This window comes from Halomonas sp. HP20-15 (assembly GCF_033446685.1).
Lineage (GTDB): Bacteria > Pseudomonadota > Gammaproteobacteria > Pseudomonadales > Halomonadaceae > Modicisalibacter.
In genome coordinates this window covers 245,634-260,853 of the sequence record NZ_JAWQLY010000002.1, presented here as the reverse complement: position 1 = coordinate 260,853, position 15,220 = coordinate 245,634, and the positions used below count along the sequence as shown (strand labels likewise).

15 protein-coding genes and 1 tRNA gene are annotated in these 15,220 nt (G+C 64.3%); 2 read left to right on the top strand and 14 right to left on the bottom strand.

The features are described 5' to 3' along the window. Position 1 precedes the first annotated feature (1 nt). The 6 genes from R6258_RS03575 to R6258_RS03550 are packed head-to-tail and all read right to left on the bottom strand — an operon-like array spanning position 2 to position 5,892. Positions 2-433, bottom strand: coding sequence for a PaaI family thioesterase (locus R6258_RS03575; RefSeq protein ID WP_318447485.1), 432 nt, complete (start codon positions 431-433; stop codon positions 2-4). After that, positions 430-1,257: a CoA ester lyase gene (locus R6258_RS03570; protein WP_318447482.1), complete on the bottom strand. Its 828-nt coding sequence runs from the start codon at positions 1,255-1,257 to the stop codon at positions 430-432. The genes R6258_RS03575 and R6258_RS03570 overlap by 4 nt, the downstream gene beginning before the upstream one ends. 10 nt (positions 1,258-1,267) lie before the next feature. Then, entirely contained in the window at positions 1,268-2,473 is a 1,206-nt protein-coding gene (locus tag R6258_RS03565) for a CaiB/BaiF CoA-transferase family protein (RefSeq protein ID WP_318447479.1), read from the bottom strand. Next, positions 2,470-3,882 carry an MmgE/PrpD family protein gene (locus R6258_RS03560; protein ID WP_318447477.1) on the bottom strand — a complete coding sequence of 471 codons (1,413 nt, stop codon included), beginning with the start codon at positions 3,880-3,882 and terminating at the stop codon, positions 2,470-2,472. Before R6258_RS03560 ends, R6258_RS03565 begins: the two co-directional genes overlap by 4 nt. 10 nt (positions 3,883-3,892) lie before the next feature. Continuing rightward, positions 3,893-5,056, bottom strand: coding sequence for an acyl-CoA dehydrogenase family protein (locus tag R6258_RS03555; protein WP_318447475.1), 1,164 nt, complete (start codon positions 5,054-5,056; stop codon positions 3,893-3,895). Next, positions 5,056-5,892 carry a MaoC family dehydratase N-terminal domain-containing protein gene (locus tag R6258_RS03550; RefSeq protein ID WP_318447473.1) on the bottom strand — a complete coding sequence of 279 codons (837 nt, stop codon included), beginning with the start codon at positions 5,890-5,892 and terminating at the stop codon, positions 5,056-5,058. Before R6258_RS03550 ends, R6258_RS03555 begins: the two co-directional genes overlap by 1 nt. Before the next feature lie 143 nt (positions 5,893-6,035). On the opposite strand from R6258_RS03550, the gene R6258_RS03545 reads away from it, so the two are divergent. Both R6258_RS03545 and R6258_RS03540 read left to right on the top strand, forming a co-directional pair. Then, positions 6,036-6,959: a LysR substrate-binding domain-containing protein gene (locus R6258_RS03545; protein ID WP_318447471.1), complete on the top strand. Its 924-nt coding sequence runs from the start codon at positions 6,036-6,038 to the stop codon at positions 6,957-6,959. A 104-nt stretch (positions 6,960-7,063) separates the two neighbouring features. Next, entirely contained in the window at positions 7,064-8,062 is a 999-nt protein-coding gene (locus R6258_RS03540) for a TRAP transporter substrate-binding protein (RefSeq protein ID WP_318447469.1), read from the top strand. A 122-nt stretch (positions 8,063-8,184) separates the two neighbouring features. Here R6258_RS03540 and R6258_RS03535 read toward each other — a convergent pair whose 3' ends face one another. The 8 genes from R6258_RS03535 to R6258_RS03500 all read right to left on the bottom strand — a co-directional run bounded on the left by R6258_RS03535 (position 8,185) and on the right by R6258_RS03500 (position 15,153). Then, positions 8,185-9,489 (bottom strand): VOC family protein, encoded by a 1,305-nt coding sequence (locus R6258_RS03535; RefSeq protein WP_412176352.1) that lies wholly within the window; start codon positions 9,487-9,489, stop codon positions 8,185-8,187. A 279-nt stretch (positions 9,490-9,768) separates the two neighbouring features. Next, positions 9,769-10,230, bottom strand: coding sequence for a ribose 5-phosphate isomerase B (rpiB, locus tag R6258_RS03530; protein WP_318447464.1), 462 nt, complete (start codon positions 10,228-10,230; stop codon positions 9,769-9,771). A 20-nt stretch (positions 10,231-10,250) separates the two neighbouring features. Beyond that, positions 10,251-11,525 (bottom strand): TRAP transporter large permease, encoded by a 1,275-nt coding sequence (locus tag R6258_RS03525; protein WP_318447462.1) that lies wholly within the window; start codon positions 11,523-11,525, stop codon positions 10,251-10,253. Between the two features lie 9 nt (positions 11,526-11,534). Then, complete coding sequence (locus R6258_RS03520) at positions 11,535-12,002, bottom strand: TRAP transporter small permease (protein WP_318447460.1); 468 nt, start codon at positions 12,000-12,002, stop codon at positions 11,535-11,537. 71 nt (positions 12,003-12,073) lie between these two features. Then, on the bottom strand, positions 12,074-13,060 hold the full coding sequence (locus tag R6258_RS03515) for a TRAP transporter substrate-binding protein (RefSeq protein WP_318447458.1): 987 nt from the start codon (positions 13,058-13,060) through the stop codon (positions 12,074-12,076). Positions 13,061-13,067: 7 nt separating this feature from the next. After that, on the bottom strand, positions 13,068-13,838 hold the full coding sequence (locus R6258_RS03510) for a FadR/GntR family transcriptional regulator (protein ID WP_318447456.1): 771 nt from the start codon (positions 13,836-13,838) through the stop codon (positions 13,068-13,070). Positions 13,839-14,237: 399 nt separating this feature from the next. After that, a tRNA-Arg gene (locus R6258_RS03505) sits at positions 14,238-14,314 on the bottom strand. Between the two features lie 89 nt (positions 14,315-14,403). Further along, positions 14,404-15,153 carry a GntR family transcriptional regulator gene (locus R6258_RS03500; protein ID WP_318447454.1) on the bottom strand — a complete coding sequence of 250 codons (750 nt, stop codon included), beginning with the start codon at positions 15,151-15,153 and terminating at the stop codon, positions 14,404-14,406. Between the last annotated feature and the right edge of the window lie 67 nt (positions 15,154-15,220).

Below are 15,220 nucleotides of genomic sequence, written 5' to 3'. Positions count from 1 at the left end.
TTCAGCCGCCCCGCTCGGCGGGATAATTGAGACGAAAGCTCCCGGAGGCGGTTGCAATGACGGTATCGTCATCGCAGCTCATCAACTCGGCCGTGGCGAAGAAGATGCGCCGCCCCCCACCCGTACGCCGCCCCCGGGCGATCAGCCGCCCCTGGCTGGCCTTGGCCATGTAGTGCACCGTCAGCGAGATCGTCGCCGCCCTGGCCCCTGAATCATCGGTTGCAAGGCAAAAGCCGCTGTAGCCGCACGCCACATCCAGCAGCGTGGCGATGATGCCACCGTGCAGCGACCCTTGCGTGTTGAGGTGCTGCGGCCCGATATCCAGGGCCCATTCGCACCGGTCCGTCGTCCATTCGCTCAGGCGCGCCCCGATCAGGTCGATGAACGGATTGTCGAGAACGGCGGCGTCCTGCTCTTTGGATCGTTCGGTCATGATTCATACGCCTTGTACCGGGCGAGAATGGCCTGGGCGCGCGCGATGACCGGCGCATCGACCATCTGACCCTCGACGCTGAACGCGCCCTCCTGGCGGGTCGCACCTTCGACGACCTTGCTGGCCCAGGCCACTTCGGCCTCGCTGGGGGAGAAGGCCCGGTTGACGGGGGGCAGCTGCCTGGGGTGGATGCACAGCATCCCGGCAAAGCCCATCTCCCGGGCACGCGTGGCAGCCTGCGCCACGGCTTCCGTATCCTCGAGGGCCGGATGTGGGCTCTCGATCGGCGGGGCCAGGCCCGCGGCACGCGAGTAGACCAAGAGTTGGTAGCGCGCCTGATCGAGAATCTGCCGGGCGCCCGGGGTGTCGGGTGTCAGCCCCAGCTCGGCGCTCAGGTCCAGCGCGCCGAAGCTCAACCGCTCCACTCCCGAGACATAGACCAGCGTGGGCAGTGCCAAGAGCCCCCGGGCCGTTTCTATCAAAGGCCACAGCGGTTTGTTGCAGATCGCTGCTGTCTCTAGAGACTGGCAGGACTCCGCCTTGGGAATGACCAGGTGCGTGACGGTGGCATGGCGGGAGCACAGTTCCAAGTCGGGCTTGTAATGATAGGTACCGGGGGCATTGACCCTGACCATGATCCTGGCCTGCGGGTTGTGCGCCAGAAACGCATCGAGGGCGTCCCGGGCGCTGGCCTTGTCGCTTTCGGCGACGGCATCCTCCAGGTCGACGATGACGGCATCCGCCGCACTGGCCAGGGCCTTGGCGATGCGCTCCGGCCGGGTGGCGGGAACGAACAGAATGGAGCGCAGGGCAACCGGATTCATAAGGGCTCCGTCAGATGACACTGTGGGCTTTCAGGCGCTGGATCGCTTCGCGTCCGTAACCCAGTTCGGCCAGGATGGACTCGCTATGCTCGCCCAGGGCGGGCACCGGCTGCATCTGCGGGACGAAGTCGCTGTTGCGACCCGGCGGCAGTAGCGCGGGGATCTCGCCGGCGGGGCTGCCGATGCTCGCCCAGCGCTGGCGCGCCTTGAGCTGCGGATGCGCCCAGACGCCATGCATGTCGTTGACGTGGGCATTGGCGATCTGCGCCTCGTCGAGCCGGGCCAGCACGTCGTCCGCGCTCAGCGCGGCAAACGCCTGCACGATGAGTGAGCGCAGCTCGTCACGGTGGGCGGAGCGCCGGGCGTTGGCGGAAAAGCGTTCATCCGCGGCCAGCTCGGGCCGTTGCAGGACCTTCTCGCAGAACACCTGCCACTCGCGCTCGTTCTGCAGGCCCAGCATGACGGTCTGGCCGTCGCCGGTGGGAAACGGCCCGTAGGGATAGATGGTGGCGTGCGCAGCACCCGCCCGCGGCGGCGGCTCGGCGCCCTCGAAGGCGTAGTACATGGGGTAGCCCATCCACTCGACCAGGCTCTCCAGCATCGACACGTCGATGTGGCTGCCGGTGCCGGTACGCCCGCGCAGCAACAGCGCGGAGAGGATGTTGCTGTAGGCGTACATGCCGGCGGCGATGTCGGCGATCGAGCAGCCCGCCTTGGCCATGCCCTCCGGCCCCGGGGCACCGGTCGTCGACAAAAAGCCGCCCTCGCTCTGGATCAACAGGTCGTAGGCCTTCTTGGCGTGATAGGGGCCATCCTCGCCGTAGCCCGAGATGTCGCACACGATCAGGCGCGGAAAATCGGCGTGCAGCGCCTCGAAGGACAAGCCCAGCCGGGCCGCGGCGCCCGGCGCCAGGTTCTGCACCAGCACGTCGGCCTGGGCCAGCAGGCTGTCCAGGACCGTCCGGGCCTCGTCGTTCTTGACGTCGAGCGTCAGGCTCTCCTTGGAACGGTTGGTCCACACGAAGTGGGACGACAGGCCGTGGACCCGCTCGTCGTAACCGCGGGCGAAGTCGCCGACGCCGGGGCGCTCGACCTTGATGACCCGCGCGCCCATGTCGGCCAGCTGCCGGGTGCAGAAGGGCGCGGCGATGGCGTGTTCCAGGCTGACCACGGTAATGCCGTCCAGGGGGCGTTGGGGAATGCCGGGTGCGTTCATGCGTCGGCTCCCTTGTCTTCACGAGTGCTTTCACGCGTGTTCTCGCGCGCCGGGGTCTGGAGTAGCGGCGCGATGCGCGCCTGCTCCCGCAACCGCCAGGCCCAGTCGATCAGGCGCTGAGCTTCGGCGGGCGACGCCGCGCCGGAAAAGGCCGCCAGGCGCCGGAACTTGTCCTCCAGTTCGGCCCGCGACAGGGTATTGTCGGGATCGCCCTTGGGGTCGTCGATCGCCTGGCTGAATGCCTGCCCGTCCCGGGTGGTCAGCGCGACGCGCCCCAGCCACTTCTTCGGGTAGGCCGCGTCGACCTCGGGGTCGAGCTGCATGCTCACCCGCTCCCTGAACGCGAGGACCTGCTCGTCCGCCAGCGCATGGCGCTGGAACTCCTCGAGACCCGCCTGGCCATGCACGGCGATCAGCCCCAGCACCGTGCCCATCGAGAACTTGGCCTGGTGGATCGAGGTGGGCCGGGTCACCGGACCCAGCACGTCGATGGCCGCCTGGTGCACGCGGGCGGTCACGTGTTCGATATCACCATGCCTCAGGCCATGCGTCTGCATCAGTTCGAGCAGCGCATCGGCGGCGGGATGGGTGTGCCGGCACGAGGCATGGAACTTGAACGAGGTCTCCTCGAGTGCCCAGCGCTCGCCCAGCCGATCCGTCAGGTAGCCGGGATCGGCGTCGTGCGACATGCCCGCGGCCATGCCCTGCTTGCCATCCAGGATCCGCTGCGCCCCGGTCAGGCCCTCGGCGGTCAGGTAGGCGGCGAGCAGCCCGTCGGCGGCCGCCTTGGCGGTATGCAGCTGCTTGGAATGCGCACCGTCGCGCAGGAACTCCCAAAGCCCGGCGGCCTGCGTGCCGGCGCTGCCCAGCACGTGGACGAAGCGCGCCTCGTCGAAGCCGAGCAGCTTGCCGACCGCCACGCCGGCGGCCAGCGTGCCCACGGTGCCCGTGGTGTGGAAGGTGGCGTAGTGGGAGCGCCCCAGGAACTCGCCGATGCGGATGCCGGCTTCGTAGCCGGCCACGGCGGCCACGATCAGCTCGCGGCCCGAGGCGCCTAGCTCCTGGGCGGCCGCCAGCGCGGCGGGAAAGACCACCGTGCCGGGATGCAGCACCGAGCTGTTGTGCAGGTCGTCCTGCTCGACGACGTGCGAGGCGGCGGCGTTGACCAGCGCGGCGAAGTGCGGCGACGTCTGCCGCCGGTCGGTCAGCGATTCGCTGGCGCCGTTCGCCGGCCCCATGCGCTGGGCGTAGCGCTCGAACAGCGGAATCGGCGGCTGGTCCCTGCCGGCCAGCGCCGAGCCCAGCCAGTCGAGAAACAGCTCCTCGCAGCGCGACACGACCCGCTCGGGCAGCGCCTCGTAATCTAGATCGGCCAGGAAGGCGGCCAGGGTCCGGGTGGGATGGCTCATCAAACGTCTCCTAGAAGGACCGCGGCAGCTCGAGCAGGTGCTCGGCGACGTAGGACAGGATCAGGTTGGTCGAGATCGGCGCGACCTGGTAGAGCCGGGTCTCGCGGAACTTGCGTTCGACGTCGTATTCGCTGGCGAAGCCGAAGCCACCGTGGGTCTGCAGGCAGACGTTGGCCGCCTTCCACGACGCCTCGGCGGCCAGGTACTTGGCCATGTTGGCGCTGGCCCCGGCAGGCAGGCCGTTGTCGTACTCGTGGCAGGCCCGCCAGCGCATCAGGTCGGCGGCCTCGACCTCGATGTGCGCCTGGGCGATGGGAAACTGGATGCCCTGGTTCTGGCCGATCGGCCGGCCGAACACCTCGCGGCTGCGGGCATAGTCGCTGGCCTTCTCGATGAACCAGCGACCGTCGCCGATGCATTCGGCGGCGATCAGCGTGCGTTCGGCATTCAGCCCGTCGAGGATGTAGCGAAAGCCCTTGCCCTCCTCGCCGATCAGGCTGTCCGCGGGGATCTCGAGATTGTCGAAGAACAGCTCGTTGGTCTCGTGATTGACCATGTTGGCGATCGGCTGCACGGTCAGGCCGTTGCCGATCGCCGCGTGCAGGTCGACCAGGAAGATCGACATGCCTTCCGACTTGCGCTGCACCTGGTCGAGTGGCGTGGTGCGCGCCAGCAGGATCATCAGGTCGGAGTGCTGGATGCGCGAGATCCACACCTTCTGGCCATTGATGACGTACTTGTCGCCCTGCCTGACCGCGGTGGTCTTGATCTTGGTGGTGTCGGTGCCGGTGGTGGGCTCGGTGACCCCCATCGACTGCAAACGCAGCTCGCCCGCGGCGATCTTCGGCAGGAAATACTGCTTCTGCGTTTCGCTGCCGTGACGCAGCAGGGTGAACATGTTGTACATCTGGCCGTGCACGGTGCCGGAGTTGCCCCCGCAGCGGTTGACCTCCTCGAGAATGACCGAGGCCTCGGTCAGGCCCAGCCCCGAGCCGCCGTACTCCTCGGGAATCATCGCCGCCAGCCAGCCCGCCTCGGTCAATGCCTCGACGAACTCCTGCGGAAACGCCTTGCGCTCGTCGACGCCGCGCCAGTAGGCCGCGTCATAGTGGCTGCACAGGCTGCGCACGCCGTCGCGGATGGCCTCCAGGGCCTCGGTGTCATGGGCAAACATCAGCCATTCTCCTTGTAGTGAATTTCCGCCTCGTGCGCCGGGCCCTGCTCGTTGAACGCCCACAGCGCGGCCCGGCCGGCCGCTTCGTGGCGGCCGGCGACCTGGAAGTCACTGTCGGCGATCAGCGGGCGCAGGCCGCGATAGGTCAGGCGCGTCGGCACGGCGTGGGGATGGGCGTTGCAGAAGGCCTGGACCAGCAGCGTGGCGATCATCGGGCCGTGCACGACCAGCCCGGGGTAGCCTTCGGTCGCGGTGGCATATGGCCAGTCGTAGTGGATGCGATGGCCGTTGAAGGTCACCGCCGAATAGCGGAACAGCATGACCGGCGTGGGCCGGATGGACTCCGCCCACTCGGGCTCGGGCAGCGGCGTATCCAGCGACAGCCGCGGCGGCGAGGGCTCGCGGTAGACGATGTCCTGCTCCTCCTGGATGCAGGTCTCGCCCTGCTGGATGTAGTCATGGCGCACCGTGACGAACAGCAGCTTGCCGGTCCGCCCCTGCTTCTCCTCGATGGCCGCGATCGTCGAGTGGCGCGCCGCGGGCACGTCCACGCGCAGCGGTTGGAGGAAGTCCACTCGGCCACCGGCCCACATCCGGTTGCGCCCCTCGGCGGGCGGCAGGAAGCCACCGCGCGCGGGATGGCCGTCCCTGCCTAACTGCGCTGGAGCGACGGGTTCCTGAAAGAAGGCCCAGTGCCATAGCAAAGGCAAGGGCTGCCCGCTCGCGGGACATGGGAGATCGAACGTCGCCGCGACGCGCGTGACCAGGGCCGCGCTCAGCCCGTCCTCACTGTGCTCCTGGTTGCCGACCCAGTCGCCGACCTCAGCACCCACCATGTCCTGTCCTCCCGTTGTCGTGCCATCAGGATGCGCAGGGATGGGACCTTTAGAGAATTTGCTTTTGCATAAGGCGGTGTTTTGCTGAGCCGAAAGCCCGAGCTATCGAGCGACTTGGTGAGCAATGCTCAGGAGAAAGGTACATGCACTTCGATTTGCCTGACTTGCGATTGTTCATCCACGTCGCCGAGGCCTGCAGCATGACGGGGGGCGCCCAACGCGCTCACCTTTCGACGGCGGCGGCCAGCACCCGCATGAAAGCGCTCGAAGGCCAGTTGGGAAGCCGCCTGTTCTATCGCAGCAGCCAAGGCGTGGAACTCACCCCGGCGGGAGAGCGCCTGCTCCGTCATGCCCGGACGATCCTGCGTCAGGTCGAGCACGTAAAAAGCGATTTCTCGGAATATGCCGATGGTGCCGCTGGCCACCTGCGCATCTTCGCCAACACCACGGCGGTGACCGAGTTCATGCCCGAGGTGCTGGCACGCTTCCTGGCCACCCGCCCCGGCATCACCGTCGACCTTCAGGAACGCCTGACTCGGGATATCGTGCGGGGCGTGCTGGACGGCACGGCGGATCTGGGCATCGTGGCGGGGGTGGTCGAGGCCCAGGGACTGCAGTTGCTGCCGTTCAGCCTGGACCGGCTGGTCCTGGCCGTGCCGCGGGGGCATGCGCTGGCCGACAGGCCACGGGTCAGCTTCCACGAGACGCTGGATTACCCGCATGTCGGGCTACACGACGGCAGCACCCTGCTGCAGTTCCTTCAGGATCAGGTCAAGGACATGGGCCGCAGCCTGCCCCTGCGCATCCAGGTGCTCGGCTTCGAGCCGGCCTGCCGGATGATCGAGGCCGGGGTGGGTATCGGCATTCTTCCCGAGTCGTGCGCGCTTCGCTATCAGCGCACCCTGGCCATCCAGTTGATCGAACTGGAAGATGCCTGGGCCCAGCGTGAGCGCAGTATCGTCGTCAGGGAGTTGGAAGCCTTACCGAGCTGTGGCCAGGAGTTGCTGCAGGCGATCTTCAGTTACGAAGGTTTTACCCCCACCCAGCAAGGTTTCAGCGTAGGCTAACCCTGGTTTGCTCAAATATTAATACTCGCCGTTATGGAGCTATGCCAGCATCAAAAAAGTCCATTGGGCTAACCAACACTATTACAATCACAAGGATTTATGGCATGTCTACCTACAAGCTCGCTTCGCTCACCTCGCTGGCCGCCGGCATCCTGATGGCCGGCTCGGCCTTCGCCGCCGACCCGATCACCATCAAGTTCGCCCACGTGGTCGCCGAGAACACCCCCAAGGGCCAGATGGCCGAGAAGTTCAAGGAGCTCGTCGAGAAGAGCTCGGTCGGCGACCAGGTCGACGTCGAGGTCTATCCCAACTCCCAGCTCTACGGCGACGACCAGGTGCTCGAGGCCATGCTGCTGGGCGACGTCCAGCTCGCCGCACCCTCGCTGTCCAAGTTCCAGAAGTACACCAACCAGCTCCAGGTCTTCGACCTGCCGTTCCTGTTCAAGGACATGGACGCGGTCGAGCGCTTTCAGAACAGCGAGACCGGCGAGCAGTTGCTGACCTCCATGCAGGACAAGGGCCTGATCGGCCTCGGCTATCAGCACAACGGCCTCAAGCAGCTGTCGGCCTCCGAGCCGCTGCGCGTGCCCGAGGACGCCGCCGGCAAGAAGTTCCGCATCCAGACCTCCGACGTACTCCAGGCGCAGTTCGAGGCGGTCGATGCCGCGCCGCTCAAGAAGCCGTTCTCCGAGGTCTTCATCCTGTTGCAGACCGGGGCCATCGATGGCCAGGAGAACACCTACTCGAACATCTACTCGCAGAAGTTCTACGAGGTGCAGCCGTACATCACCGAGTCCAACCACGGCGTCATCGATTACATGGTGGTCACTTCGGATCGCTTCTGGAACGGCCTGCCGGATGACGTGCGCCCCGTGCTGGAACAGGCCATGCATGAAGCGCTCGACTACGGGAACTCGATCGCAGCCCAGGAGAACCAGGAGGCCAAGCAGGCGATCGTCGACTCCGGCAAGTCCGAGATCATCGAGCTGACCCCCGAACAGCGCCAGCAGTGGGTCGACGCCATGAAGCCGGTGTGGAAGCAGTTCGCCGACGAGATCGGTCAGGACGTGATCGACGCCGCCCAGGCCGCCAACGAGGGTTGAGGCAGCGGCTATGTGCAAGACGGCGAGCCCGAGGGGCTCGCCGTCTTGGCGATCGAGCGAGCTAGAACCAGCGATCGCTCTAAACGGATGATCGCGAGCGTCCGCCGCTCATCTCTTCCGCGTCAATCCTGGAGTGCTTGCAGCGCCGATTGATACGAAGTCCGTTCACGCTCGGCGTAGAGCTCCAGTTCATCCAGGACCGTGCCTTGCAGCGCCGCTTCGAAGGCTTCGCGGTTCGCGTTGCCTTCATAGGCGTCGCTCTGACCGCCGCCGAGGTTCGACTGGAAGATACCTGCCGCACTGACCGGGAGGAAATCCTCGTAGGTGATCGGCCGAGCCTCCACGAGGCCCTGCTCGATCAGCGTCTCGATATCCGCATCCCCCGCCCTGCCCGGCTGACGGCCGGCCTCGGTCAGCCGGTAGTCGAAGAAGGCCAGCTTCTGGCGACGCAGTTCCGCTTCCGTATCGGGGAACGCGGTGAAGACCTCGGCCAGGACCCGCTGATGCTCGTCGTTGGCCAGCCCCGCCGTACGGCGACGCGACTCGCCGAGCAGACGGTCGTAGAGCTCACGACCTTTCGCGGTCAGCGCCACCCCACGCTGCTCGATCTCACCGAAGCGGGCGGTATGCGTGCCTTGGCGCTCCCCCGCGAAGCGGATCGATTCCTCCAGCGCCTTGAAGCTGGTCTGGCGCAACAGGATCGGGCAGTCGCGGCGCGGCGGCCCCTCGATCACGTCCTTGGGGTTCATGCCTGCCTGCGGCATGCGGCGCTGGGCCTCGTCGATGTCCAGGGTGCGCGGCGTCAGGTGGTTGATATGCGGTCCCCGGAAGCAGACCACATCGGCAATCAGCCGATGCTCGGCCTGTAGCGCCTCGTAGGTCTCCAGATCCACCGTGGCATCCTTGTGCCAGCGGAAGGTCTCCAGCGCCTCGTTCACGAAGCGCTCGGCCTGCTCGTCGGTCAGTCCACCCTGCGATTCATGCAGCGCGACCAGCTCACGGGCCTCGCGGGTGAAGATGTCACGCTCGCTGAGGATCTTCGCGGCTCGCTCGCGCAGCGTATCGCTCTCGATCAGCTCGAGGCGCAGCAGCGAGGTGAAGATCCTGAAGGGGTTGTAGGCCAGGGCGTCGTCAGCGACCGGACGAAACGCCGTGGAATGCACGGGAACGCCGGCTTCCGACAGATCGTAGTATCCGACCGGGACCATGCCCATCACGGCGAATAGCCGACGCAACATGGCCAGCTCATCGGCCGTCCCCACCCGGATTGCGCCATGGCGCTCCACGCCGAGACGGTTGAGTTCATCGAAGTTCGAAAGCCGCCCGGCCATTGCCGGATCATGCTCTAACGTTTCCCGGTTCACCTGATCGACCAGCTCGAGCAGCGTCTCGTACTGCGGCACCTCGGCCTGGTACATGGCCGACATGGCCTTGGAGAAGCGATCGCGGATCTCGTTCGGTGAAACGTGGGTAGGGTGACTCACAGCCTGCCTCCTTGGGTTTCCTGTTGATGCTCGCTGGCCGCTGGTAGCGCGCAGACCGTCGAGCAGGCCCTGCGGCGCATGCGTCAAGAGCATGGCCGAGAGCCGCAGGGCCTGGCTGCAACAAGAGTAGCCGGTAGCCGACCACTTTCCGGCATTGAGGACGGGATTGGCAATGGCCGGGCTTAACTCGATGCTTCAAGCATCGCTCGAAGCACTGAGGCCTTACTGGCTGTCGCCCTGACCCTCGTTTTCCATGGCATGCAGCTTATCCACCCGCCGGCGAAACTCCTCGCTGGTGGAAAACTCGGCTTCGAGATAGGCCTTGATCAGGTCATTGGCCAGCCAGGGCCCGACGATCTGCGCGCCGATGCACATCACGTTGACATCATCATGCTCGACGCACTGATGGGCCGAGTAGATGTCGTGACACACCGCCGCGCGAATGCCGCGGATCTTATTGGCGGCAATGGATGCCCCCACGCCGGTACCGCAGACCATCAATCCTCTGACCGCTTCGCCGCTGGTCACCCGCCCGGCCAGCTGTTTTGCGATATCCGGAAAATCCACCGGGGTGTCATCGTGTGATCCGACATCGATCACCTCATGGCCGAGCGATTCCACGAACGCCACTACCGAGGCCTTGAGTCTGTAGCCCGCATGGTCCGAGCCTATGACAATCTTCATACATCTATCTCCAAGTTTGTTTAGCGAAGCATGCCGGGCAACCAGAGCACGAGATCCGAGGCAAAAGTGATGATCGCTAGCGTCATCAGCAGCGGCACGTAGAAAGGAATCAGCGCCCAGAGCAACTGGCGCAGGGATACTTTGGCGATTGAAGATATCAGGTACAAAGACAGCCCCATGGGAGGCGTCAATAGCCCGATCATCAGGTTGAATATCGCAACGATGCCCAGATGCACGGGGTCAACGCCGGCCAGCACCATGGGCGGGGCAATCACTGGCACCACCAGCAGCGTAGCGGTGGTGGAGTCCAGAAACATCCCCACAGCAAAGAAGATCAGGTTGGCAATCAGCAGTAGCACCAGCGGATCCTTCGAGACCTGCAATATCCAGCCGGCAAACTCCTGAGGGATCTGCTCGACGGCCAGAATCCATCCAAAGAGCGAGGCGGCGGCCACTATGATCAATATGGCACTGGTACTGCGAATCGTGACCATCATGGCATTCCACAGGTGGCGCCAGGTCAGTTCCCGGTACACCAGCCCGCTGATCAACAGCACATAGCCGGCCGTGACCGCCGCCGCTTCGGTCGGGGTAAACAGACCGCTCATCATGCCGGCGATCATCAGCACCGGTGCCAACAGGGCCGGCAGGGCCGGCAGCAACGCCGCAACGACCTCCCAGAAAGTGGGCCAGCGCGCGGCGCGCGGCATGCTGCCACGCAACGCCAGAAGGGCCGCAGTCACCATTAGCAGCGCGATACAGATCAAGGCCGGAACGATGCCGGCAATCAGCAGTTGTACGATGGATACGCTGGTCACCGAGCCATAGACGATCAGCGGAATGCTGGGCGGAAAGATCGGCCCCACAACCGCCGAAGAAGCCGTGACGGCTGCGGAAAAAGGCGCCGAAAAGCCGCGCTTGCGCATAGCTTCGATCTCGATCCTGCCCAGCCCGCCGACGTCGGCCAGCGCCGCGCCGGACATGCCCGAGAAGATCAGGCTGGAGAAGATGTTTACCTGCGCTAGACCGCCCGGCACCCGACCCACCAGGGTATCGGCGAAGCGAAAGATTCGCTCGGTCACACCCGCCAGATTCATGAGGTTGCCCACGAAGATGAAGATCGGCACGGCCACCAAGGGAAAGCTGTCGAGTGCGTAGGTGATGCGCTGGGCCAGTAGTCCGCTGGGGAAGCCCTCGATCAGGACATAGCCAATGGATGGGATCAGGATGGAATAGACGACCGGAAAACCCAGAACGAACAGAGCCAGAAAGCCGATGATCAAGGCAATGCCCATGATTACCCCTTATTGGTTTGGCCCGATTTCAGCGGCGGGTGGTTTGATGCCATGGGCGATATGCAACAGGCATGCGGCACTGAATCCGAGGGCTGTCGAACCCAGGAACAGCCAGAACGGAATCTTGAGGGTCGGTGTGGTATTGCCTAGATTCGCCTGAATGGTAATGACCGTGGCATAGGCGATAAACACGCTGGCCGCGACCGTGCACAGCAGAGTCAGCGTTATCACGGCCCGTTGTAGCTGTGCCGGCAGTGACTCGCGAAGCTCGGCCATGACGATGTTCTCGCCATTGTCGACCACCAGCGGATAAGCCATGAACACCAGACAGACCAGCAGGAATCGGGTGAACTCCTCGGCCCCGACCAGTGGACTAACGAAGACTTCCCGCAGAATGACCTGCAACAGCGGGACCAGCACGATTCCCGCCAGCAGCAAGGCGCACAGCCCTTCCAATAGCCGCCTGACCAGATGCATGCCGAAACTCCTTTACCGACCGTTTGAATCACCACGCCAAAGAGCCCCTGTCCGGGGCTCCTGGCGCTAGCTCACTTCACCTGAGAGATCATCTCGATGTAGGGCTTGAAGTTCGGAAAGTCCTTGTCGATCTGAGCACTCACCTTGTCGCGGAAGGCATCCACATCCAGTCCATCCTCTTCGCTAAGGACCGTCATGCCCTTGTCCTTCAGCGTCTTCACCAGATCGGCTTCCGAGCTTTGTGCCCACTGAAGGGACTGTTCGGCCTTCTCATCGAGGACCTTCTTTATGGCGATGCGATCCGATTCATCCAGCGACTGCCACTTCTGCTCGTTCACGAACACCGCCAACACGGAATCCATGTGACCGGTGAGCGATACATGCGACTGGACTTCGTAGAGCTGGTTGGCGTTGATCATGGTCAGGGGGTTTTCCTGGCCCACGACTAGCCCGGTCATCAGTGCCGTTGGCAGCTCCGAGACGGCCACAGGCGTCGGGGTGGCGCCAAAGCCCTTGACCATGGATACCCAGAGGTCCAGCGGCACGGCCCGGAAGGGCTTGTTCTTGAGATCCTCGGGGGACTTGACCGCGAAGTTGGAGGAGATGTGCCGCTTGCCCCGGTAGATCCTGCCGATGATGCGCACACCGCCCTTTTCGATCAGTTGCTGGTTGATCTTTTGGACGGCTGGTGAATCCGGATCGGTCGCGTGCAACGCATGTTCGGCGTCGCGATATACGTAAGGGGCATTGAAAACCGCCGCCTCTGGCACGATCCGCGCCAGCGAGGCAAAGTCATGATGGCCCATGCTAATAGAGCCCATACGAACCCCATCAACCATTTCGGCCACGCCGCCCAACTGGCTGGCAGGGAAAACCTGAATGGTGATGTTGCCTTTGGTCGCTTCTTTGATCTCTTGCGCGACTTCCGTCGCGTAGCGGGTTTGCAGATCGCCTTCCGCCCCTACGTGGGCGTAGCGCAGGGTTTCAGCGGATGCCGTGGTGGTCAGGCCCAGCGCCAATGCCGCGGTGGCCAGCCCCATGCCGATTTTCGTGAACATGCGTGCCTCACTTGTACTTGTCGGTTGAGTACGTGCTGGAACTGCCCTTGCTATGGGCAGCGATGATACTTCGCCGGCGCAGCTCGTCGCCTATCGCGAAGTGTTCGCGGAGCCTCTGATGGGCCAGGTCGCCATCGCCCTCGACTATCGCCAGGAACACCTGGCGGTGGGAATCGATATGGCTCTCGATAATTTCGGGTACGTTCGCCGTCGTCTTTCGCCGCTCGACGTGACTTTTCAGCAGCATGGTGGAGATGGCGTGATAGAGGGTTATCAGCGTCTGGCTGTGACTCGCCTCTACGATGGCGACATGGAATTCATAGTCCGACCGTCCGCCCCGCTCCGGATCATCCACGGTTTCCGTCAATTGCGTGAAGCAAGCTTCTATGCGGGATATGTCGGCATCCGTGGCTCGTTCGCAGGCGAGGCGGATGGCCTGGCACTCAATGGCGATGCGGGCCTGCATGACGTCATCGAGGGCGCTCTGCTCCTGGGCCAAATAGAAGGTGAAGAAGTCCGACAGCATCCCGAAGCTAGCGCGGGCGATGAAGGCGCCCTTGCCATGGCGAATGTCGAGCACGCCCAGCATGTTGAGCGAGCGCATTACTTCGCGCAGCAACGGTCGCCCCACCCCCAGGGTGAGAGACAGCTCCCGCTCGCTGGGTAGGCGATCTCCAGGTTTCAGAGCCCCCGATAGAACCTGATCGCGGAAATAGCCGAATACCTTCTCGCCGCCGCGCAGTTCCTCACCCTCTCTTGGGGTAGTCTCTTCAGCCATGTGCCCTCCACTGGTCTTACCTCTTGATACCGCTTATATGCTTCAGCTGAGCGGCACGAAGGAGTCGAACTCTGCAACCTAGGCGTCGCTGAGACTAAGCCCATTGCCCTCAGCTGCAGTTAACATTATGGAGGCTTCAAGTGGTCAACAATTAAACTTTCGTACGTAGCAACTGGTCTTACCTCTTTGAACTGCTCAGGCCAACAGCTGCTCCGGCCACTACGGCGGGGACAGTGGATAGCAACTACTTCTCGTGCCAAGCAGAGCCCGGTGGGGTAATGGGGGTTTTTGCGCTATCGATCTTTTCCAGGCTTGAAGATGCTGGTCGCAGCATGATCAAAATTGACCGCAGAAAAAACAAAAGGGCCTGCGATCGCTCGCAGGCCCTTTTCGATGTTCTGGCCCGCCCTGAAGGATTCGAACCTTCGACCTTTGCCTCCGGAGGGCAACGCTCTATCCAGCTGAGCTAAGGGCGGTTTTTGGTTGCGCGCCGTAAGCGCCATCAACGCGCCGTATCGTACCTTCTCGCCCCCGAGGTGTCCATAGCGGGGCCGCCGCCGAGGCGCTACAGGGCGAAGATCTGGCGCAGGTCGGGAGCCTCGTCGCGCTCCTCCTCGATCGACAGCGAAGCCTCGATCGCCTTGAGGTGACGCCCCATGAATGCCGCCGCCCGCTCGCCCCCTCCGGCTTCGAGATGGCCGATCAGCTCGTCGTGGTCGTGCGACTCGCAGCCCAGGTGACCGGAGCTGCCATAGACCGCGAGGATCAACGACGAGCGCGAGCACAGCCGTCCGACGAACTCGGCGAGCGTGGCATTGCCGCACAGCCCGGCCAATCGCTCGTGGAACTCGGCGGAGAGCTTGATCGCCACGCTCTGCTCGCCTTGCTTGAGCACCTGGCGTTCGCGGGCGGCAAGCTCACGCAGTGCCCGCGCATCGTCGGGGGTCATGCGCTGGGCGACATCCGCCATGATGCCGCACTCGACCAGTTGCCGCGCGGCGAAGACGTCGCGGGCCTCCTCGGCGGTGGGCCGGGTCACGCTGGCGCCGCGCCGCGGCGTCAATGTCACCAGTTGCTCGTGGGCGAGGCGCTGGAGAATCTTGCGAATGCCGGTACGGCTGATGTCGAAGACCTCGGCCAGGGCATCTTCACGCAACCGCGCCCCGGGGCGCAGGCGGTGCTCGACGATCGCGTTGCTGATGGCCCGGTGGATGACCTCGTGGCGCTGTGCACCGTCGCCGTCCTTGCCGCGTCGACGCTTTGCCGGTCCGTCACGATCGGCCACGGCATCGGGCGATTGCTGGCGCTCGGTCATGCTCGAAGTCCCCGTATCCGTCATCGTCGATGCAAGCCATTGTATACGGGTCGGTCCCGCGGAGGCG

What these genes read in the sequence shown, in the direction of transcription:
- R6258_RS03515 (WP_318447458.1), bottom strand. Translation starts at nt 13,060, where the DNA reads ATGTTCACGAAAATCGGCATGGGGCTGGCCACCGCGGCATTGGCGCTG.
- R6258_RS03525 (WP_318447462.1), bottom strand. Translation starts at nt 11,525, where the DNA reads ATGGGCATTGCCTTGATCATCGGCTTTCTGGCTCTGTTCGTTCTGGGT.
- rpiB (WP_318447464.1), bottom strand. Translation starts at nt 10,230, where the DNA reads ATGAAGATTGTCATAGGCTCGGACCATGCGGGCTACAGACTCAAGGCC.
- R6258_RS03535 (WP_412176352.1), bottom strand. Translation starts at nt 9,489, where the DNA reads ATGTCGGCCATGTACCAGGCCGAGGTGCCGCAGTACGAGACGCTGCTC.
- R6258_RS03565 (WP_318447479.1), bottom strand. Translation starts at nt 2,473, where the DNA reads ATGAACGCACCCGGCATTCCCCAACGCCCCCTGGACGGCATTACCGTG.
- R6258_RS03550 (WP_318447473.1), bottom strand. Translation starts at nt 5,892, where the DNA reads ATGGTGGGTGCTGAGGTCGGCGACTGGGTCGGCAACCAGGAGCACAGT.
- R6258_RS03560 (WP_318447477.1), bottom strand. Translation starts at nt 3,882, where the DNA reads ATGAGCCATCCCACCCGGACCCTGGCCGCCTTCCTGGCCGATCTAGAT.
- R6258_RS03575 (WP_318447485.1), bottom strand. Translation starts at nt 433, where the DNA reads ATGACCGAACGATCCAAAGAGCAGGACGCCGCCGTTCTCGACAATCCG.
- R6258_RS03570 (WP_318447482.1), bottom strand. Translation starts at nt 1,257, where the DNA reads ATGAATCCGGTTGCCCTGCGCTCCATTCTGTTCGTTCCCGCCACCCGG.
- R6258_RS03540 (WP_318447469.1), top strand. Translation starts at nt 7,064, where the DNA reads ATGTCTACCTACAAGCTCGCTTCGCTCACCTCGCTGGCCGCCGGCATC.
- R6258_RS03510 (WP_318447456.1), bottom strand. Translation starts at nt 13,838, where the DNA reads ATGGCTGAAGAGACTACCCCAAGAGAGGGTGAGGAACTGCGCGGCGGC.
- R6258_RS03500 (WP_318447454.1), bottom strand. Translation starts at nt 15,153, where the DNA reads ATGACCGAGCGCCAGCAATCGCCCGATGCCGTGGCCGATCGTGACGGA.
- R6258_RS03555 (WP_318447475.1), bottom strand. Translation starts at nt 5,056, where the DNA reads ATGTTTGCCCATGACACCGAGGCCCTGGAGGCCATCCGCGACGGCGTG.
- R6258_RS03545 (WP_318447471.1), top strand. Translation starts at nt 6,036, where the DNA reads ATGCACTTCGATTTGCCTGACTTGCGATTGTTCATCCACGTCGCCGAG.
- R6258_RS03520 (WP_318447460.1), bottom strand. Translation starts at nt 12,002, where the DNA reads ATGCATCTGGTCAGGCGGCTATTGGAAGGGCTGTGCGCCTTGCTGCTG.